The organism is Caryophanon latum (genome assembly GCF_001700325.1).
Taxonomy (GTDB): Bacteria; Bacillota; Bacilli; order Bacillales_A; family Planococcaceae; genus Caryophanon; species Caryophanon latum.
In genome coordinates this window covers 1-19,852 of sequence record NZ_MATO01000084.1, presented here as the reverse complement: position 1 = coordinate 19,852, position 19,852 = coordinate 1, and the positions used below count along the sequence as shown (strand labels likewise).

Annotated in this window: 18 protein-coding genes; 7 read left to right on the top strand and 11 right to left on the bottom strand. The window is 41.8% G+C overall.

Annotated features, from left to right (window positions below; translation table 11 throughout):
- Positions 1–88: 88 nt before the first annotated feature.
- Both A6K76_RS16005 and A6K76_RS16000 read right to left on the bottom strand, forming a co-directional pair.
- Positions 89–1,129, bottom strand: coding sequence for a HEAT repeat domain-containing protein (locus A6K76_RS16005; protein WP_066466597.1), 1,041 nt, complete (start codon positions 1,127–1,129; stop codon positions 89–91).
- Positions 1,126–1,950, bottom strand: a complete 825-nt coding sequence (locus A6K76_RS16000) for a response regulator transcription factor (protein WP_066466596.1) — start codon at positions 1,948–1,950, stop codon at positions 1,126–1,128. Before A6K76_RS16000 ends, A6K76_RS16005 begins: the two co-directional genes overlap by 4 nt.
- A 267-nt stretch (positions 1,951–2,217) precedes the next feature.
- Here A6K76_RS16000 and A6K76_RS15995 point away from each other — a divergent pair, with 267 nt between their 5' ends.
- The 3 genes from A6K76_RS15995 to A6K76_RS15985 are packed head-to-tail and all read left to right on the top strand — an operon-like array spanning position 2,218 to position 5,146.
- Positions 2,218–2,757 (top strand): copper resistance CopC family protein, encoded by a 540-nt coding sequence (locus tag A6K76_RS15995; RefSeq protein ID WP_066466595.1) that lies wholly within the window; start codon positions 2,218–2,220, stop codon positions 2,755–2,757.
- A 3-nt stretch (positions 2,758–2,760) separates the two neighbouring features.
- Entirely contained in the window at positions 2,761–3,855 is a 1,095-nt protein-coding gene (locus tag A6K76_RS15990) for a copper resistance D family protein (RefSeq protein ID WP_066466594.1), read from the top strand.
- Between the two features lie 58 nt (positions 3,856–3,913).
- The gene (locus tag A6K76_RS15985) at positions 3,914–5,146 is read left to right on the top strand and encodes an S-layer homology domain-containing protein (protein ID WP_066466593.1); all 1,233 of its coding nucleotides are present in this window, start codon (positions 3,914–3,916) and stop codon (positions 5,144–5,146) included.
- Positions 5,147–5,202: 56 nt separating this feature from the next.
- On the opposite strand, the gene A6K76_RS15980 is transcribed toward A6K76_RS15985, so the two are convergent.
- From A6K76_RS15980 to A6K76_RS16675, 4 genes are all read right to left on the bottom strand, one after another.
- Entirely contained in the window at positions 5,203–6,159 is a 957-nt protein-coding gene (locus A6K76_RS15980) for a hypothetical protein (protein ID WP_066466592.1), read from the bottom strand.
- Positions 6,160–6,322: 163 nt separating this feature from the next.
- Positions 6,323–9,529 carry a hypothetical protein gene (locus A6K76_RS15975; protein ID WP_066466591.1) on the bottom strand — a complete coding sequence of 1,069 codons (3,207 nt, stop codon included), beginning with the start codon at positions 9,527–9,529 and terminating at the stop codon, positions 6,323–6,325.
- Between the two features lie 141 nt (positions 9,530–9,670).
- Positions 9,671–9,907 carry a GNAT family N-acetyltransferase gene (locus tag A6K76_RS17325; RefSeq protein ID WP_425393892.1) on the bottom strand — a complete coding sequence of 79 codons (237 nt, stop codon included), beginning with the start codon at positions 9,905–9,907 and terminating at the stop codon, positions 9,671–9,673.
- Entirely contained in the window at positions 9,894–10,166 is a 273-nt protein-coding gene (locus A6K76_RS16675) for a GNAT family N-acetyltransferase (RefSeq protein WP_139108724.1), read from the bottom strand. Before A6K76_RS16675 ends, A6K76_RS17325 begins: the two co-directional genes overlap by 14 nt.
- 230 nt (positions 10,167–10,396) lie before the next feature.
- Here A6K76_RS16675 and A6K76_RS15965 point away from each other — a divergent pair, with 230 nt between their 5' ends.
- Positions 10,397–10,990: an S-layer homology domain-containing protein gene (locus A6K76_RS15965; protein WP_066466590.1), complete on the top strand. Its 594-nt coding sequence runs from the start codon at positions 10,397–10,399 to the stop codon at positions 10,988–10,990.
- Positions 10,991–11,080: 90 nt separating this feature from the next.
- Positions 11,081–11,467 carry a hypothetical protein gene (locus tag A6K76_RS15960; protein ID WP_066466589.1) on the top strand — a complete coding sequence of 129 codons (387 nt, stop codon included), beginning with the start codon at positions 11,081–11,083 and terminating at the stop codon, positions 11,465–11,467.
- Positions 11,468–11,705: 238 nt separating this feature from the next.
- Here the strand turns inward: A6K76_RS15960 and A6K76_RS15955 are convergent, their stop codons facing one another.
- The gene (locus A6K76_RS15955; protein WP_066466588.1) at positions 11,706–13,253 is read right to left on the bottom strand and encodes a coiled-coil domain-containing protein; all 1,548 of its coding nucleotides are present in this window, start codon (positions 13,251–13,253) and stop codon (positions 11,706–11,708) included.
- 177 nt (positions 13,254–13,430) lie between these two features.
- Between A6K76_RS15955 and A6K76_RS15950 the strand changes: the two genes are divergently transcribed.
- Together A6K76_RS15950 and A6K76_RS15945 are read left to right on the top strand one after the other, a co-directional pair.
- Positions 13,431–13,871, top strand: a complete 441-nt coding sequence (locus tag A6K76_RS15950; protein WP_066466587.1) for a PH domain-containing protein — start codon at positions 13,431–13,433, stop codon at positions 13,869–13,871.
- A gap of 57 nt (positions 13,872–13,928) precedes the next feature.
- On the top strand, positions 13,929–14,900 hold the full coding sequence (locus tag A6K76_RS15945) for a hypothetical protein (RefSeq protein WP_066466586.1): 972 nt from the start codon (positions 13,929–13,931) through the stop codon (positions 14,898–14,900).
- Between the two features lie 48 nt (positions 14,901–14,948).
- Here the strand turns inward: A6K76_RS15945 and A6K76_RS15940 are convergent, their stop codons facing one another.
- The 4 genes from A6K76_RS15940 to A6K76_RS15925 form a co-directional block, all read right to left on the bottom strand.
- Complete coding sequence (locus tag A6K76_RS15940) at positions 14,949–16,763, bottom strand: DUF4886 domain-containing protein (RefSeq protein ID WP_066466585.1); 1,815 nt, start codon at positions 16,761–16,763, stop codon at positions 14,949–14,951.
- 31 nt (positions 16,764–16,794) lie between these two features.
- Entirely contained in the window at positions 16,795–17,643 is an 849-nt protein-coding gene (locus tag A6K76_RS15935; RefSeq protein ID WP_066466584.1) for a patatin-like phospholipase family protein, read from the bottom strand.
- A 161-nt stretch (positions 17,644–17,804) separates the two neighbouring features.
- A complete protein-coding gene (locus A6K76_RS15930) occupies positions 17,805–18,527 on the bottom strand; it encodes a TspO/MBR family protein (RefSeq protein ID WP_066466583.1) in 723 nt (240 codons plus the stop codon).
- A gap of 113 nt (positions 18,528–18,640) precedes the next feature.
- A complete protein-coding gene (locus A6K76_RS15925) occupies positions 18,641–19,270 on the bottom strand; it encodes a C40 family peptidase (RefSeq protein ID WP_066466582.1) in 630 nt (209 codons plus the stop codon).
- Positions 19,271–19,852: the final 582 nt, after the last annotated feature.

Sequence of the window (19,852 nt, the reverse complement as noted above, 5' to 3'; positions counted from 1 at the left end):
TTCGATTTAACGCATTAAATTATTTTAATGCGACACTAGTGATAAAATAAAATAAACGTGCCAAAAAATAGCATGACGTATTCAATCATCATGTTACAATCCCCGCTTTCGTTAACACTTGCTGGGCGATATCTTTAGCGAATCGGTCAGTCGTCGTCTCCATGTTGCGCTTTAACACGTTTGGATCGCGCATCATCGTTTCAGCGGCTTGTTGACGCACCCACCAGTTTTCGTCCTCTAGCAGCACGCTTAACATGCCTTCACTATACGCAAGCGGCACGTGCTGTAAAATTTTCGCTACCATTAAGCGCTCCTCCCAAATGACCGATTGAACGAACGGCTCGTACAGCGTCACATCATCAATCCAGCTAAGTGCGTGTAAGTTTTTTAACACGCGAATTCGCAGTTCGGCATCGTCTGCACCGAGCAATAACGTAAGCTGCTCAACATACTGCAAATCTTTCATCGCACCGAGTGTATCGATGAGCGCATATTGTGCCGAAGCAGTCGGCAATCGCTCAATGTTTGTCACTAAATCGAGCAGCTGTGCTTTCGGTAGCGTCACGTAAATGCGGCGATATTCAAACTCCGAAAATGCATAGCACTTCGTAAATAAGTGCTGCTCAAACGTTTCGCGCGCATATTTCGCAAAAATCGCCATTAACACATAGCGCTCTTCCCGCGTCGTCGCTTTTTTGTCGTACAGCGCGATGCACGGTGCTAGCAGTGAATGTAGCTGAAAATCGTGAATGCGGTACAATGCGTTCATGCGACGGCTCCATTTGTGCTGTGCAAGCATATGTCGGTAATAGTTCGACAAATAACGCTGTGCAAAATCCGATATTTTTTGTTGAATTTGTGCGTCCGCTACGTTATCTACATACGCTAGTAATAGCTGCTCTACCGCTAAAAATGCGCCTTTCGTTTTCGGTACAATCGCATCGTCAAACGGCTCATTTTCCACTAAATAGCGATACCAAAGCGATTCGTATCGTTCCATATACGCATCACGCGCAGCGAATAAACGTTGCTGTGTAAATCGTTTATACGCAATGTATACAATTAACATGACTAATAGTGCGGCAATACATGCAATAATGAGTAATAAAACTGTTGGTGAAAGTGTCATGTCCATAACCTCTCAAATGCACGCTGAATTTGCGCTTCAAATAAACGTAAATTAAACGGCTTAATTAAATAGTAATCAACACCTGCTTTATAGGCGGTAATCATATCTTGCTCTGACAATCGATTCGTCATCATATAAATAATGAACTTTTTCTCATTTGGCATATTGCGCAACTGATGCAACACTGCCATGCCGTTTTTTCGCGGCAGCACGTCGTTTACGATGACGACATGCATATGCGACGAATGATAAAAATCCGACTGTAAAAAAGCCTGCCCATCGTCAAAGCTTTTCGTCTGTAGCGTAAAATGGGCGAGCTGTAAGTTGTTTACCTCGGCTTGTAGCACGTTGCGAAAAATTTCATTGTTTTCGATAATGCTTACTTTAACCGTTTCCTTTTCTGGCTCATTATAGGCGGTGTTCACCTCAATATGTGAGCGCTTTGTGGCGTACTGCAAATACTGCACCGCCGCTTCAATAATGTGTGGAAATTGCGCCTGCTCATTGCGAATTTCGGTTACGTGCGCTACGATTTCTTCATTTAAATTTTTGAATAACCGATGTAAAAACGCTAACGTTTCGCGCTCGCCACTTTGCGTTAATAAAATGCCAACATATCCTTCTTGCATATGAAAGAGCACATCGTTTTTACGAATTTCGCTTAATAAAAAGGTTTCCATTTCCGCGAGCTGTTGCGCATTGCTTTCGATTATTTTAATGATAGCGACACACATGCTTGACTTCGTGCGCGTCATATTAAATTTTAATAAATCAAAAAAACGTTTTGCGATATGGATCGGTAAACTTTGCTGTGTATTCATTGTCGTCCCCTTTGACGTTTCCGATTTCCGTTTAACGGGTAGTTACCTTTTTCCATTTTTTCTATAGATGAAACTATACATGCGTTGATTAGTCATTTGTGCATAGCGGCATGCGACTTGAGACGAGTCAGAAGGTGCAGCGTATGTCATAAAGCTAAAACTACATAAGTCGCGCACGTTTTACATACCGTTAAGCGCTTTCGCTCGAATTATTTTGCATTTCCGCTACAATAGAAGGCGTGTCATATTTATGAAGGAGGTTTTTTGATGAAACGATTTATGAGCTTTGCGGCTGCGACTGTCATCGGTGCGGCGCTTAGTACGAGTGCATTTGCCCATTCACCTTTAAAGGAAGCGACGCCAGCAGCTGGTGAAACAGTTGTCGAGCCGCTGCAACAAGTGACGCTACAGTTTGACGGCAATATCGAGCAAGGTAGCTACGTTGATTTTATTTCTTCAACGGGGGACGTGCTACAAGCGAACGTAGCGATCGACGGGAACACGCTTACTGGTTCGTTTGATGAGCCGCTACCGAACGATTCTTATACAGTTGATTGGAGCATTATTAGCGAGGACGGACATCCGTTAGAAGGCGAATATACATTAACGGTGAACGCGCCTGTTGTCGAAGAAGTTGTAGAAGAAACCGTAACGGAAAGTGACAACGAAGCGGTCGCAACTGCTACAGAAGAAGTCGAAGCGGAAGAAACGGTAACAGGTCCTTCTGCAGGGATGCTGTTAGGTGTAGCGATCGGTGTCGTTGCGTTAGTCGGCGGCGTATTTTTCTTCGTTATGCGTAAGGAATAATCAATGGAGCTATTCGTATTATTAAGCCAAGCGGTGCTATACATTTGTTTTGCGTTGCTACTTGGTACATTCATTTTACGCATTATCCCGAGTGAGTTGCGTCCAAACGTCGTCGTACGACAAAAAGTACTCGTCGTCGTTACAGCGCTCATTCCGCTCGCCGCCTTTTTACCCGTACTGGACATTACGCTATACATTGCTCCGCGCCTTGGCTTTACGAACGCGCTATCGATTGTACTGACAACGTATACAGTCGGCACAGCATGGGATGCGACATTATTGATTGCGCTCGTTTTCGTCGTGCTGCTTATGCGTACGACTGCTACATCAAAAGTCGCGTCTTACGTTGGCATCGTGCTAACAACGCTGCTCATCGTATCAGTTGCCTGGTCAAGTCACGCGGCGGCATTGAATGCGACGACAGGCATCGTAAGCGATACGCTACATTTAGTCGGCGCGAGCGTTTGGGTTGGTATTTTGCTCGTCATTAGCTTTTTTGCAAAAGATACAAACAATTGGCTCGCCTTTTTAAATTGGTTTACGTATACCGCAGTCGGCTGCTTAGCAATCATTGGTATTAGTGGCTTTATGTTAATGGACATTATGGTGGACGGTTACATTAACGCATGGATGATTGATTACGGGCAAGGGCTGCTTATGAAGCATTTACTACTCGTACCGATTTTTTTATTTGCGTTTGCGAATACGGCGGTGTCGCGTTTTTTCCTACTGCGCGACAAGCCGTTTCAACCGCTTCCGTGGATTCGCTTTGAGGCGATATTACTGAGCCTCATCTTTATCGTCACGAGCGCATTTTCTCAGCAAAACCCGCCACACGGAGCATATTTAAGTGAGGAGCTTGTGTCGCCTATTTTTAAATGGTTCCACCCCGACGTAACGATTGGCGCTAGCAACGTCATCGGCTTCGTCGTCAATTTGCAGTCAGTGCTCTTTTTATTCGCCTCGCTCTTTGCGATCATCGCGCTCATTGTGTCATTTTTCTTCAAAAAAATACCGCCGATCGTATCGTTCATTATCAGCATTATTGCGGTCGTTTGCATTTATGCGTTGCTCATGGTCACAACCGTTATTCGTTAATAAATGTTGTTTTTATTTCCCAACGCTTACTTTATACTTATAACTGGAGGTGTCATTCATGAAAAAACGACTATTAGCAGCAACGTTAACAGCTGCGCTACTTTGCCCGACAACTGCATTCGGTGCGTTTACAGATGTGTCTGAAGGTTACATCGAATCGGTAACGTACTTAGCAGAGCGCGGCGTTATTGCAGGCTATGAGGACGATACATTCCGTCCTGAACAAACGATTACACGCGTACAAGCAGCGCGCATGTTCACGCGTCAATTGCAGCCGAGCACGGTGAGCGACAGCCTGATGTTTACGGACGTGTTGCCCGAGCATAGCGATTACGATGCCATTATGCAAATTGCATCACTCGGTATTTTAAACGGACAGCGTGATGGCGAGCTGAAAGCATTTAAGCCCGCTCATGCATTAACGCGTGCGCAATTAGCGAAAGCATTTGTTGAAGCGTACGATTTACAGCTGCACCCGAAGCAAAAAGTAATGCAGTTTGACGACGTACCAGCAGATGCTTGGTTTAAGCCGTACGTTGATATTTTAGTATCGCACGGACTCATGACAGGCTATAACAAAAAGCAGTTTTCTCCAAATGAGCCCGTTAAACGAAAGCACTTCGCGGCTATTTATTACCGGTATTTAACGAGCGATGTTGCGTTCAATGCAGAGCCGTACGTATTTGGCAAAGCGCTTCATGCGGACACAAACGCGCCACTTGCACAAGCAACGGTGTCGGTTTATGACGGAGAAGAGCTGTACATGCAAATGGCGACGGATGAAACAGGTACATACCGTGCAGAGTTACCAGCAGGGCGCTATACAATGACCGTTGAAAAAGAAGGCTTTGATGTACAAACATATACGATTGATGCAAGTGCAACAGAGCGCGTGAAGCAAATGGCATTTTTAAGCGTCGAGCAGCCTGTTGAAACCGTTGAAGAGACGACATATGAAGTCGGTGCATGGGGAATGTCGTTTACTTTACCAGAAGCGGCATCGAACTATACGATGACGTTCCCAACGATGACGGAATTACACATTGAAAAAGACGGCAATGTATTAGTGCGCCTTCATGTGTACCGCCACGGCGAAGTTCCATCATTAGATGGCAACTGGGAAGTGCTGCGTGAAAATTACAAAGGCTACGACTATTACATCGCCGCTTCAGATGGTAACTCCATCTCTGCATCGGAAGAAGATGAAAACGGCGTAGCTGAAATGATTACATCGACAGTAGATGACACTGCTGTGTATGAAGCGATTTTCAAATCAGCGAAGTTCCAATAACATGACAAAACCCCTCGAAAGCGTAAACACCATTGTTTACACTTTCGAGGGGTTCTTTATGATTGCTGTTCATCATTATTTTTAGAAGCGCGTTTGAATAAGCCCGTTACTGTATTTTTTAGCTTGTCGTCAGCAATCGTTTCTTTTAAATTTCCTACCACTGTCGTTGAATACGCGAAAGCATTTTTCGTTGCTTGTTTAATTGTTTCCATTTTATCAGGTTCAACCGTCGTATCAACAGATGGCAAAATATATAAAACGTCCTGTAAAAAATCAACATACTGCTCGATTTCTTGTTGCGATGCTACTAGCTGACTTTTTAACATATTTAACTCTGTCAGTTGGAATTCTGCTAATGCAGCATGATCATCTGTTTCAATTGCGCTTAATACATTCGTTTTCATCGCTTTTTTCGCATATTTAATAAGACCCGCACCAGGAACGAACGCACCAACAACATCGATTCCTACGTCAAAAACAATATCTACTCCAATATCGACGAAATCATTATTTGCTTTCTTTTTTTCTACTTTATGAATATTTGGGTACTTAATGAGTAAATTTACTTCATGTATTTCCTCTTGAATTAAGCTGTATAGTTTTTGATAATTTTTCTGTGCGTGTAAAAAATATGTACGTGCATCATTTTTTGCGCCGAGCAATAACCATGTATACGCTAGCATAATTTGGAGGTGTCCACGCTGAGCATAACTAACTTCTTCTGATGCTAAACATTGTTCAACTGCTGTTCGCAATTCCGCAACAACAATATGTAAATACGTCTTTTCATCTGTATATGTTTTTGCCTCCAATAAACAATTTAAATGCACCATACTTTTAGCTAATGGTGTCATGATTTCTTTTCGATTTTCGACTTCGCTCACTTGTTGTTCTGTTTTCCAATGATCTTCTAATGAGATAATCCCTTTAACGATATTATGACGACATGTTGATTTTTTAAATACAAAAGAAGAATCTCCTATACTTAATAATGTATTAAATATTGTATCCATGTTCACTACCTCCCTTAATCTCTTGCTATTATTATAATACAAATATTGTATGTAATAATTAATAATTCATCTGCTATCAAAAATTAATGCTTACGAAATAACTATAGTCAAAAAGAAAAAGCATCGAAAACGTCAAACGTTCCGATGCTTTTTCTTTTCTTTTTTATCGCTTCCAACCGAATGATGGGTTTTCAAACTGCTTACGACGTGCTTCTTGCTCTTTTTGTGCCTCGTCGAATGCGTCAAGCTTTGCATGCCAAAATACTAAGTCATGCATAAATAGCTTCGTTGCCATCGTGTATAGTGCTGGTGTCGTTTCGCGAATAAGCGCCACTTCTTCAGCTTGTAGCGTATGCTCATGGTAAAACAGCATGCTATTCCAAAACGCTGATAAGCCACATGTGTACACGAATGCTTCGTCTTTACGCTCTGCTAACGTTGCCGCAAATGCTTCAACCATTGGCTCTGCTGCATATTTCGTTAATAATGCATCAAGCGGCTCTGTGTAACGTTGTACGAACGCAACAGCTGCGTTTAATTCCGCTTTCGTTTGCTGCTTCGTAAATGCTTTTAACACTTCATGCGTTAAACTAAAGCCTTTTAATACTTGCTGTCCTTGTACGTGATAGTTGTAGCTCCAACGTAATTGTGGAATTTTGTAATCGTCGTATTGAGAAAGCTTTTTCGGTGCATATTGTGCTTTGTCGTTTACAAGCACGTATGAATCACCTAATGCGCGCTCTACAGATACGTGATCCCATTCCTGGAAGCCAGAAATTAATAAGCTGCTCGTGCGCGCCTCTTGTGGGAACGTTGCAATTAAGTTTTGCAGTGCATCGATGTTAATCATCCCGAAATCTACACATGTCATGTAATCCTCGATTAATACTGGCACGTACACTTCCTCATACTCATACACTTGTGATAAAAGGTTTAATAATGCTTCCTCTTCCCACTCGCCTTCATCGCTTTGCTCACCGAATAATAGCGCCTGTGCAAACGTTTCTTCTGTTTGAACAGCTACAGTAATCATACGTGGCGATAAAGCTGTTGGGAACGCTTCGTCCTCTTGTAACGAAACGATGTAATGCCCTGCTGGTACGTCGATCGTTACTTTTTGTCCGTTTGCTTCTACTGATGTAACAAGCGCACGTGTTACGAAATCAAATACGCGTACAGTTGCTTGTACGTTTTCTGTAAATAAGACGCTAATTGTACCTTCTGTTGAAACTGCATCAGCAATTTCGTAACTTGGGTATACTGTTACGAGCGGTGCATCTAGCTCTAATGCATCAATGCGAATGTGTAATGTACGCACGTCTGCTGTGTTCGTTGCGTCCGCAAATTGTGCAAGTGATAATGCATCTGTATGCGTCGTATGTGCTGTTACCGCGACTTCATTTACCGCGCCGTCTTGTAGTTGCTCATATACGACAACTTCTAATTCGTCTGCTTCTGTATAGCCGTGTGTCGCATCTGTATCGATCACTAGCGCTGCTGTCGCAAAGTCAAAGTCCTTCGCTGTCGTCATATGACCAAGTGGTGCTACGACATTGTTAGACGCAACTGACACCGCTACTTGTTGCGGATAGTACGTGAAGTGTAGCTTTTCTTTCGTACGTGGCATCGTTAACGTTACGTGTAACGTCTCATACATATTTTGTACCGTTACTTCGTTTTTCGTTGCCGAGAATACGTGCGTATATACATTTGTCGGTACAAGCTTGTAGCCTTGCTCTGTTTGGAATAACACTTTGTTATCGACTTGCTCAATGATGACAACGTTTTCTGGTACGTATACGAAAGTCGTTTTCGCATCTTTCCCGAGCACGCTCGTCATTTGAATTGTGTAATGACCTGGCTTGTCTGTCATAAACGCTGTGAATGCATCAACGAACGGTAACTCGAAGTGACCTAGTTCATTTTCTACTAATTCAAGCTCTTTTACGTTAATGCTTACAAATTCACCGCTTTGTACGTGCGTTAACGTTAACGTCCATACGTTTGCTGTTTCAAGTGACGCAAATGTCTTTTTGCCGATTACGACCGAGAAGTTGCCGTTATACACTGGTACAGACGATACAACTGCTTTTTGCTTTTGCCCTTTTAATAAAAATTGGCGAGCTGTTGCATACACAACTAAACGCTTATCGCCGTTGTTGTAAGCGAATGCTTTATGCACATGTACGTCCGCTGCTGTGTAACCGCTCCACTCGCCTTTTAAAGCTGTTGGTGTTACCGCGATACCATCGATTGCAGCAAATTTTTGATGCTTTTTCGCAAATACAGCGATCACTTGCTTCGCGCTAAACTCTTGTGCTTGAATTTGCTCAAACGTCGTCGCATCGAAGTACATGAAATCTTCCGTCGCTAAAAACCACTCGCCTTGTACAACGCCATCTACTGTTAACTGTACATTGTACGTCGTCGTTGGTGTTGCTGGCACTTGATAAATTGCTTCAAAGTCAATTTCACCATTTTCATACGCGTAACGTGCTGTTTGAATCGTTTCATCGTTCACCGTCCAAATCGTTTGCGCTACTTGACGGCGGAACGTTTGCACTGGTAACGAAAGCTCCACTTGTTGTGCCGCTAAGTTGTAGCGTAGCACTGGGCGCTCTGTCGCAAGTTTAATAACTTCCGCTGCTTTACGAGGTGTCTTCACCGTAATCGCATCGAACTCTTGTAATAAGTGCTGCGGTAACACACCTGCGAAATTGTCAACGAACGGACGGTTTTGCGTTTTCCAAATGTTCATCGCACGTGTTAATACGTCCGTTACAATAATGTCTTGCTGCTTTACAAAGTCCTTCACCGCGCGAATTAAGCCGTGGCTTTTCACTGGTGTTGCTTTCGCATCGTGCTGCATCATCGTCTGAATATTTTCTGCACTATAGCTATGCTCAATTGCCGGCTGAATAATGCGCGTTACAAACGTTTTTACTTGCGCACGTGGAATTGTCGTATGCCCAAGAATGTTCGCTGTATATTTTTGTACGCCTGCTGCTTTAAATGTATGCACGTCTGACGCTTCAACCGCCGTCATGAACGCATCACGCCATAAGTTTGCATCGTGTAATACTAGCTCGTCACTCACCGTTTGCCAAAAGTTTGCATCGTATGCATTGATCGCAAACGTTGTCGTGAATAACAGCATCGTTTTTGGTGCAACTGTCCATACTGCTGTTGTCGCTGTCGCATGGTCTGCCGTTTCAATTTCTTGTTTTACTAGTTCCAGAACGCTGTCGTAGTCACCTTCGTCCATTGTTACTTCGCTAATGATTGCAACACCTTGAAATAATTGCTCATACTTCTCTTCAAATTGCTGCAATTGCTCAACCACTGTTAAGCTATTTTTTTCTTCATGCATTCCATAGAACCTCCTAACAAACCTATATCTTATTAATTCTACTATAGATTTTAGCAAATGACATTTATTAACTTGAAAAAGAACGCGATTTCTCTAATTTTTTTGCGAAAAGATGACAATTTCAGGGTATTAAAACCTAAATTATAGAAGAAGCACCATATAATATTCATTCACATACTGACCATCGATATATAATGAGTGCTGTTTCACCCCTTCTTGCCAAAAGCCCATCTTGTTATAAAGCGCCCCAGCGGCATCATTATGTGCAATATACGTGAGCTCTAAACGATGGATTTTTTGTTCCTTTGCCCATGCAATGCACGCTTCGAATAATTTCGTGCCGACGCCTTGCCCGCGCGCTTTTTCATCGACGCCAATCGCAATCGATGCTCGATGCTCGATGCCGCGTGCGTGCCATGTTTTCCTGTTGCACCATTAAATAACCGATAACTTCCTCATCTTTAGCAACAAATAACGCACTCGTTGGCGATTGTAAACGCTCGATCAATCGCTCCATTTGTGCTGTCGTTAATTGACGTTCTCCTGGATTTGCCATCATCATACCCGATTGCTCAACACGCATCATTAATATACTTAGTGCTTCTGCATCATGTTTTGTTGCTCGTTCAATGTTCATTGTTCTATTTACTCCTTTTATACGACATTATCATTCGCTTCATTTTTTCCCTATTGCTTCCTATTTCATAGCACTTCATATTCCTTTTTCTTCCTAGACATATAGCGACATAGAATTTTCAGACAATAAGAACTATACTAAAAAAAACGCTTCTCGATTACTTCACTTTTTAAAGCATTTTGAGTTTTCGAGAAGGAACTACACATATTTTTATGAAGGAGACGATTTCGATGAAAAAACAACTAACCGCTCTTTGTTTCACTTTATTACTTAGCACCGTTTTCACATTCACTACGAACGCAGCGAGCTTCTCAGACGTACCAATAACACATCGCTATTACAAAGAAATTACGGCACTTTCTAATTTAGGCGTAATAAAAGGTTACGAGGATGGCACATTTAAGCCGGGTGTGTATGTGACACGTGCGCAGTCGCTTAACATTTTAGACCGCGTGCCTGACATGTACGTGCTACCGATTCGCGACATGCGTGAGTTTTCGGATTTAAAGCGGGCATATCCGTATTATGCTGTATTCGAACGCTTTTACCGAGGCGGCATCATTAACGGCGACGGCAATTTTATGTATCCTTCAAACATCGTAACGCGCGGGCAAATTGCAAAAATGTTTACGCTATATTTTACTTTTAAAGCGACAAACAACGTATCCTTTATCGATGTACCCTCGAACTCAGATAAATATCCGTACGTTTCAGCATTAGCCGCAAACAACGTTACAACAGGCGATGCAGGATACTTTTATCCGAATAAACATTTAACACGTGAGCATTTAGCTGTTTGGCTATACCGCGCATTGTACAACTAATCGCTACTTAAAAAAGTAGAGCGTGCAGTATGTCTTTTCTCAAAAGTATCGTATACTAATAATTGAGAAAATGAGAAAAGGTGATGTTCGATGAAGAAAATGTTAATCGCAGCGGCAGCAGTCAGCTTACTACTAGTCGCATGTAATGACACGAGCAAGGAAGTAACGGAAGCAACACCGATTACAGCCGATGTTGAGTCAGCGTTAACGAGCGCACAAACGACGATCTCAGCACAGCTAGCTTCGATTTTAGCGCTTCCTGAGCAAGATTTAAACGTATCCATTACAGCTAATAACGAACAAGACCCACCCGTTGCTATCGCGACTGTTATTTTATTAACGAATCCTGAAATTGCAGATGCTAAAATTGAAGAGGCTGTAGCTTTCATTCAACAGCATCTTGAAACGATTGACGGTATAACTGTTCATAAAAGCAGCATTATGATTACAAACGTAGAAGGCGACGTTCTTCACTAAAAATGGGTATAAAAATAGGGCTATGCTTCAGTCAACGCGACTGATGGCATAGCCCTAAACTGTTTAGTAACGCCGTATGTACGCAATAGAAAGGGCCACCCTCGCTAGCAGCCCCCACCCCCGACAACACGGAAATGCTTCTATCGCTAACCAATGATTTAATAATAGCATTGTACAATATTTTTCTTCAACTAGTTCACACCTTACAAATTTGTCACTTTTGCAACTTTTCCTTGCCTTATACGTCTTTATCCATTATTTCTATATTTTCTAAATCGATCATCTCTGTTTCAATTGCTGGTAATGGACGCGGTGCTGTCAATTCTTTCGGTGTGCCGACGTCAATGCTATAAAACAGCTTTTCCATATGCGCAATATTTTTTTCTTTATCGTTTATTTTTTGCTGCAAGTCGCGCATCGCTGCTAAAATTGGTGCACGCTCCCCTTCAATAACTGCCTTTTCTTCATTCAATGCATCGACGTTCGCCTGTAGCTGACGAATGACTGCTTTTTCGCTCGCTAAATAACGACTATCTAAATCGATAAATAAATCAATCATGCCTTCATACAGCTTTTTTTTCTCGCGCTCCTTCGATTTGATTGATACATTGTTCGCGGTCGCCTTTACTTTCGACGTTAGCTTTGAAAAAATAGAGTTCGAACGCTGTGACTGTCCATTTTCATTTTTTTCACGTAACGCTGCAACTTCACGCTCCGCTTCTTTAAATCGCTTATAATACGTATGATAGGTTGTATCCGTAATTTCCATGTCAGCACGCGTGACGTTGAAATCGGCATATAACTTTTCTTTTTCCTGTCGCACATAATACGCGGCCTTTTGAATTTCCTCCTCCTTCGCGTCAAGTTGCGCGCCAAACTGAAGAAGCAACGCCTCATGCTGGCCGATATGATTGCGCAGTGCGTCAATGTCGAGCTGTAGCTTTGCACGTTGATTGACGACATGCTGCCAATGCGCTGCTAAAACGTGTATATCTGCCTTCTCATAACGAGCACCGATAACGGTTAAAACAGTAAGTGCCAATCCTAAAAATAACGTGCGCGTATTATCAAGTTGTTTAGATAGTGAAAACGCAGTCGTGCCAAATACATCAAACTTTAAAAAACTAGGATGAATGAAAATAGCTAGCACACGATCAAGTGATTCTTCTAGCTTAACGTTTGGCAATGCTTCAATTAATATCGCTGTCACTTCAATTTGCTTACAATAATCCGTCGGTGCATGCGCCTGTAGCACTTGAGTAATAACATCATCATTTAATGTAATCAACGTGTCATCCTCGATATAGCTGCTTAGTGCCTCATATACTTGCTCGCGCTCTTCACCTGTTAGCTTTTTTAATGCGCTCGTGAAAAATCGCTGTAGCTGTGTCGCATGAATAGCTAAAATAGCATCGAGTGGCTTCACATGACCTGCAAGCATCGGTGCTAGTTTGTCGTGTGTCTCGTATTTTACATATAATTGCTCAATCATTGCTTGCACTTGTAGCAACACGATTTTGTCGTCCGTTAACGGCACTTTCGGTAACTTTAATTGCTGTGCCATTTCTAATAATAAACCGAGCTGTACTTGCGCATCTGCAACTGCTGTATACGCCTCAATGTCACGCTGGATTTTTTTATACAATCGCTGTTCGCCTGATACTAGATCGGTCACTTTTGATGCCATTACGTGACCTGCATGTAATTTTTTAACGATGACGTAAAGGGCGCGTAAATTAACGTCACTTACTTGTCGAAAACCGTTCGCTACTGTTTGCTCGTTCATATGAAAAACTCCTTTCAAACTGCTTCCTATTCGCTTTTATTATACCCTGTTATGTAGGAAAAATTATCATGTGAGCCTTACCTTTTACGTTGCATGCTAGCGAATAATGCATTAAAGTTTCTTATAGACTAATTTATTTATTTAAATTGATAAGTCGGATAATGTATGGAGGACACTATGTTGTTTAAACGTCTAGAAAATGAATTTGCATTGCAGCGAAAATATATCGGTCATGGTAATGCCATTCGCCGCTTCCGTAAATCGATTATGTACGCTGAAAAGGAAGTATTAACGCCAGATGAGCAAGTGCTTTCGTCAATCGCTGTAAGTGCAGCCCCTGAGTTTCATAAACAAATGCATGGCTTACTCATCGCCACGAATATGCGGCTGTTGTTCGTAACGTCATCTAGACATTACGGCGATTTTTTTGAAGTGCTGCCATATTATGCGATTGAGCGCCTAACGATGCGACGTCACCGTAAAACAGAAATTATTTTGCGCTTTAAGCGAATGGATAAATGCTACGTCGCGGCGTTCATCGATGAACGATTGTCAACGTTTCGGCAAGCGGTACGTCAACAAATCGAAAATAGTAAGGACGAATCACACATTTCTTAATGCTCGCATTTCAAGTATAATATGGAAAACAGTATTTATAAGGGGGCTTTCTCTTCAATGTGGAGCTACAATGGCGATTTTTTTGATGCAGCATTTTACAACGACGATGTGCATATCGAATCAAACTACGGACCAAAGCAATTGAGTGGTGAGGCTTTTCTTGTACATAATCATTCCGTGCCTTCTGTACATGCCCATCACTATTCTCTTTATACAAAAAAAGCAACGTGTAACTGTTTTGCGAAGGCAACGAATGTAATTGTTGAAACATTCCATACGAACGAGCCGCCATCTGCAGATGCACTGCATACATATTTTGATCAAACAGTAACCGTACGTGACGACATGCTTTCACTGCCGCTTCATTGCGACAAATGCATTCATATTTGGACGCCGATGCGCTATTATGCACAAACACATTATACAAATCACTCACCCGTTGCATTTGCGAAAATCGGTTTCTCGCCGACATTACTTGCGCATGCGACGACGATTTTCGTAAAGCAGGCACAAGAAAGTCATACGGCAAAAATTTTCGTGCAAAAAAGTGCTTGTAAGTGTATCGAGGAAGCAGGCAAAGTAGAAGTAAAACGCTTTACAAACATTTCTGAGCGCGACTTAGTACAGCATTTATTTAACGTAACAGTAAGCGACGAGGACATATATGAGCAATCGACACGTTGTCAAATATGCTTACCTGCCCCGTCGAACTGGACGCCATCTGCAATGCGCATCGGTCATTTTGAAAAATATACATCACACGGCATTATGTACAGTACGTTTTTATCAGAAACACTGACGCCGCACGTTGCGTACGAAATTGAGCCACAAGTGTTCATGCTAGCAGAAAAAAAGCAAGGCTGCGACTGCTTTGAGGACGTCGGACAAATCGAAGTGACACAGCCGTTAACGATCGAGCAGTTCGTTCAGTTTTTACAGCAGGAGTTTTCAATGCGCGTACAGCCCGCAACGGCATCCGTGCAAACGCAATGCGACGTATGTGCGCAGCAGTTCTTCATGCTACCATAAAATAAAAAAAATCCGAGGATCGTAAAGTCCTCGGATTTTTTATCGTGTTTATTGTTTAACAATAAACGTAATATATTGCTGCTCCTTTAATAAACGCTCCTGTCCTCGTAGCCATTTTTCAATGACGATGTAGTACAGCGCATCTTCCATATATGGCTTCGCTGGTGTGACAATAAGCTTGTTATCTTCCACTTTTACAATTACTTCATGACGCTCTCCAAATTGATTCATGACCGTCACTCGATCTGTTGAAATTTCCTCTTCTAAACGATCATTAAAACCGATTTTCCACACTTTATTTACATCGTTTGTGATTAAAGGATTTTTCGCATATGCTTTGCCATTTTCAATCGTTTCTTGAAAGGCGTCATAGTCCTTTTTTGCCTCTTCAATGTCCTCTACTTTCGACACAACATCTTTTGTTAGCATGTAATACGCCGATACTGTCGGGTAAAGCGCTAACACTTCTGTTGCTCGTACTGCAAAGCTTTCACCGAAAATATTGTGCATGGAACTAACTTTATCAAAAAACATTTGGTACGTTCGATCAAGTGATAACATATAAGCTTCTACTGCCTCAATCATCGTTAACAATTTATTAGCAGTTGTAACGTCTGTCGTTAGCTTATAATGTGCATTTAGTTGGTTTAATACATCTGAATATTGTCGATACGTACGATCTTCATACATGCTAATCGCCGTTTCCGAAATTTCAAACATTGTGCCATAACGCGCACGTAAGTCGGCTACGAGCGCCCCCTCACTTTGAACTTGCTGAATACGTGTATCGATTTTTTTGAAAAGCTCCACATAACTATCTGTTAAGCGCTGTACATTCGCACGCGTTAAAAACGTTTGAATGTCCTTTTTAGCAGCGGTTAAATCAATGACCGTTAAGTTTGTGTACACATTGCCATTTGCATCGCTTACTTTCTCCACAATTGGTGAAATGCGCTGACGATAATATACATATTTCACATGATCGTAATCGATTTTTGTAAAGCTATGTGGATTTTTAATCGCCGCATTCGCCGCTTCATTCAAGTAACGCTTCAGTAGCACTTGCTCCTCCGTGTTTTGCGGTTGCACAAAGAAATCCTTTCGTTCATCGTTTGCTCCAAAGATTGCTTTGTATGCCGCAAGCCCCGCTGTATAACGCCCGATCGTTGTTTCTAAATGAATACCATCGCGCGTTAATTCTTTGCCATATTTCGAAATGACGTCGCCGTTACTTCGTGCATTTTGAATGGCTGTACCAGACGGAATGTAAAAATCGTAATTACGTAAGCTTAGCTCTGCTTTATATGCTTTCGTAATTGAATCATACATCATGAGTTGGTTCGGTGCATACGACGGGAATGAATGATACGTCGTTGCATATGCCCACGTACCGTTTAAGCCAACTCTTACGCGCGTCGCATTTTTAACGTTGCGTAACACGTAATCATGCAGCTGGTTTAAATATGGTTGGAACGTGCTATGATCACCTGAGTTTTGAGAATTTTGTTGCATAAATACGATATCCCAATCATCTGCTCGTAGCAATTGACCGAGTGTACGTTTATTGATCGTTGTGCGTCCTGTATGATCGTAACGAACGTAGCGATATTCCGCTTTGTTCGATTTAATACGCTCAACATGATCCGCTAAGCCCATACCTCCAATATGTGCTTCTGCAACGACGACATTTTTGCCGTTTGACGTTGCGATGTTGTAAAGATATGCGGAAGTATCTTCACTAAAAGAATTTCCAATAAATAAAATTTTCACTGGATCGGATGCTGCTGCGGTACGCGTTGTCGTTGAAATTGTCAACACGAAAATGACAAAGACTACGGCAAGCAGAAGCCGATACTGTCGCATACTATCACCTCAGTTTTTACTTGACTGCTCACTAGTGTGCTAAAAAATGCTGCAGCTCATCAAATCGTTGTTTAGCAAGCGCATAGCCCATATCATAGTTTCGCTTTAATTGGAATCGATCCTTTTCAAAGCTATTGACCGCATATGTCGGACGAAAAACGAATGCTTTACCGCTACGCTCAAGCTCCTCAATGTAGCGAAGTGTTTCATTGTAGCGCTCTGCTCGTTGTTTCATCTGTGCTGCAAGTTTTGGATATTTATATTCAAACAGCTTCACAGTCCATTTCCCTTTACGGTCTAATGCTTTTTCGTATCCTTTTGGCTGCGTTAAAATGATGACGTGTTTATTATAGCCATCCTCAATCGCTTTACGAACGGGGATCGACTCACTTAAACCTCCATCATAATACGGCGTTCCGTCTAGTTTAATTTCAGGAAACAATAGTGGAATCGCACATGTCGCACGAAGAAGCTGACATGTCGTATCCATTTGTTTGCCATCCATATACTCAACTTCACCTGTATAGGCATTCGTCACGCCAAATAAAACGTCTCCATCGTGTTGCTGGAACGTTTGCCAGTCGAATCGATCAATTACATTTGGAAGGATATTGTATGAAAAATCTAGTCCAAAATAGCTGCGATCTTTTGTAAAGAAATTTTGAACACCGATATAACGTTTATCATGGCGGAAGTTCGCAATGACGCGAAACGTACGCTCCTTTTGTCTCGACACGTAAGAGCATGCGGCAATCGCTCCTGCTGATATGCCAATGACGTATGGTATATGTAGTTGCTGCTCTAAAAAGTAATCTAATATACCCGCTGTATACACTGTTCGAAATGTGCCACCTTCTAAAATTAAACTTGACTGCTGCAAATTTTTTACCGCCCTTTCATTAAACGACTTCAGCTTTAACTATATCGTGAATGAATAGTGCCACGCTAGTGAAAGTTATAATTGCCAACTATTATCATAACATATGTGCAACAAAAAAAGATGAGAAAGTAGACATAACTCTTCTACTTTCTCGCACAGTTTTACGCGTAAAGCTTTTTGTTTGGTAAAAATGACATTGCGATGCCGCCGATAAAAATGACCGCTGCTGCGACATATGCCCCAATGACAACGAGCTGCTCTGTATTGCTTTGCGCGATGCCGATAATCGCCCAAATAAACACCGCTGTAAATAGCGCATCATTTTCACGATATTGCCCAAGTAGCGCTAACGCAGCCGCCACAACAAGCAGCACGACTGTTCCAACTGGCTCGCTCACGCCTAAACTAATATCATAATGCTTCAGTGTATACGCCATGTTCGCAATCGTCGCTACCGAAATCCATCCTAAATACACTGAAAACGGTAAACGCCCACTAAAGCCGCTGTCGTCAAACGAACGATACAATAAAATGAGCGAAATTAATAGCGCAAACATGAGCACTTGCCCAATAGCGAAAATTTCGTAATGCCAGCAAAACAACCACGCGATGTTTAATGCGCACGAGGCGATAAACATCGTATAAACGCGATCCGTATGCGCCCGATTTCCTTTCATTTTTTTGTACTGCAACACGACCCATACACCGACAAGTAAATAAATAAGACCCCAAATGCTAAAAACGTATCCTGCTGGTGTAAAGAGCACGTCGATTTTATCTGATATGACCGACGTTTCCATGCCGTTAATTGGCAAAATATTCGCGAGCGCATTTACTGTCACCATCGCGACGTACGCAATGAAGATCATCCACCATTTTCCCATAAAAATCCCTCCCTTATAAAACTGCCTTTCCCTAAAACAGCAAAACATACACATGCGACGATAAAAAAGCTACCTTATACAATGCATAAGATAGCTCACCATATCATAAGAAATTAAATGCGACCGTAGCCTGTGAAATGTTTGCCCCAATAGCCTGAGCGAATGTTAGCAATGTTCACCTTTTTACCGCTAGCTGAAATCATTTTACCGTTACCGATATAAAAGCCGATATGCGAAACACCACGCTTATATGTACCACTGAAAAATACTAAGTCGCCAACGCGGGGAGATGAAACTTTTTTTGCCATATTGTAGTAGCCAGCTGCTGATGTGCGCCCGATTTTTTTGCCTGATTGATTTAAAACGTAATAAATGAACCCTGAGCAATCAAAGCCTGATCGCGGCGATGAGCCTCCGAATACGTAGCGTGTTCCTAAGTAGCGCTTCGCATTTGTAATGACGCTTGAGCCGTTTGCCGATGCTTTTGCTGATGATGCGGATGATGATTTTGACGCTTTTACTGTACCTCCAATTTGCAGCTTTTGTCCGACATAAATACGTGTTGACTTTAAGCCGTTTTGGTTCATGATCGTTTTATATGATACGCCATACTTTGAACCGATTTTTGATAATGTATCTCCTGATTTTACTTTATACGTTGCTGCTTCGGCACTCGCCACTCCTGAAAATGCGACCGCTGATGCGATTGCTACTGCTGCCATTTTTTTAGTCATTGTGTTCATGTTTAAAATACCTCTTCTTTTCTAGAATATAATTCACATAGTAATTGATGTTTTTTTGATATTTACTAACTTTCGAAAACAATCATATCAATTTTATATTACAATACGTTTACAAACATATTTAAATTGACTTCACATGCTGTCATACAACCGATACATTGACGATTTCTCTTCAGTTAAAAGCATTTTTACGACACAATGAACAAACTATTCGTTCATATTGCAGAAAAGTAAATAAAATGGCGCGTCACTGTTTTTCATCACGCCAGTTAATTAGCAGCATTATTTCCAGTTTGTTCGTTTATCACCGTAAGCCTGCCTCGACGTGGAAAAGCAATTGCACGTTATCGTGAAGAGCCAGTTTGTTGCTGAAAATGATGGATTTCATTGCATAAAAATGGCGTATGAACACGCTTCGTTTTTCATAATACTTTGTACGTCATTAATCGCATTGCTGTTGCTGGCAATGTTTTTTGTTGTTTTACGCAGCTTATTATGTCGCATAATATACTATTCACTTATGTGCTACGTCTATGTGAATCGAGTAGGAGGGAGTGATTAACTCCCGACCTCTCACACCAC

What these genes read in the sequence shown, in the direction of transcription:
- A6K76_RS16005 (WP_066466597.1), bottom strand. Translation starts at nt 1,129, where the DNA reads ATGACACTTTCACCAACAGTTTTATTACTCATTATTGCATGTATTGCC.
- A6K76_RS16000 (WP_066466596.1), bottom strand. Translation starts at nt 1,950, where the DNA reads ATGAATACACAGCAAAGTTTACCGATCCATATCGCAAAACGTTTTTTT.
- A6K76_RS15995 (WP_066466595.1), top strand. Translation starts at nt 2,218, where the DNA reads ATGAAACGATTTATGAGCTTTGCGGCTGCGACTGTCATCGGTGCGGCG.
- A6K76_RS15990 (WP_066466594.1), top strand. Translation starts at nt 2,761, where the DNA reads ATGGAGCTATTCGTATTATTAAGCCAAGCGGTGCTATACATTTGTTTT.
- A6K76_RS15985 (WP_066466593.1), top strand. Translation starts at nt 3,914, where the DNA reads ATGAAAAAACGACTATTAGCAGCAACGTTAACAGCTGCGCTACTTTGC.
- A6K76_RS15980 (WP_066466592.1), bottom strand. Translation starts at nt 6,159, where the DNA reads ATGGATACAATATTTAATACATTATTAAGTATAGGAGATTCTTCTTTT.
- A6K76_RS15975 (WP_066466591.1), bottom strand. Translation starts at nt 9,529, where the DNA reads ATGCATGAAGAAAAAAATAGCTTAACAGTGGTTGAGCAATTGCAGCAA.
- A6K76_RS16675 (WP_139108724.1), bottom strand. Translation starts at nt 10,166, where the DNA reads ATGAACATTGAACGAGCAACAAAACATGATGCAGAAGCACTAAGTATA.
- A6K76_RS15965 (WP_066466590.1), top strand. Translation starts at nt 10,397, where the DNA reads ATGAAAAAACAACTAACCGCTCTTTGTTTCACTTTATTACTTAGCACC.
- A6K76_RS15960 (WP_066466589.1), top strand. Translation starts at nt 11,081, where the DNA reads ATGAAGAAAATGTTAATCGCAGCGGCAGCAGTCAGCTTACTACTAGTC.
- A6K76_RS15955 (WP_066466588.1), bottom strand. Translation starts at nt 13,253, where the DNA reads ATGAACGAGCAAACAGTAGCGAACGGTTTTCGACAAGTAAGTGACGTT.
- A6K76_RS15950 (WP_066466587.1), top strand. Translation starts at nt 13,431, where the DNA reads ATGTTGTTTAAACGTCTAGAAAATGAATTTGCATTGCAGCGAAAATAT.
- A6K76_RS15945 (WP_066466586.1), top strand. Translation starts at nt 13,929, where the DNA reads ATGTGGAGCTACAATGGCGATTTTTTTGATGCAGCATTTTACAACGAC.
- A6K76_RS15940 (WP_066466585.1), bottom strand. Translation starts at nt 16,763, where the DNA reads ATGCGACAGTATCGGCTTCTGCTTGCCGTAGTCTTTGTCATTTTCGTG.
- A6K76_RS15930 (WP_066466583.1), bottom strand. Translation starts at nt 18,527, where the DNA reads ATGGGAAAATGGTGGATGATCTTCATTGCGTACGTCGCGATGGTGACA.
- A6K76_RS15925 (WP_066466582.1), bottom strand. Translation starts at nt 19,270, where the DNA reads ATGAACACAATGACTAAAAAAATGGCAGCAGTAGCAATCGCATCAGCG.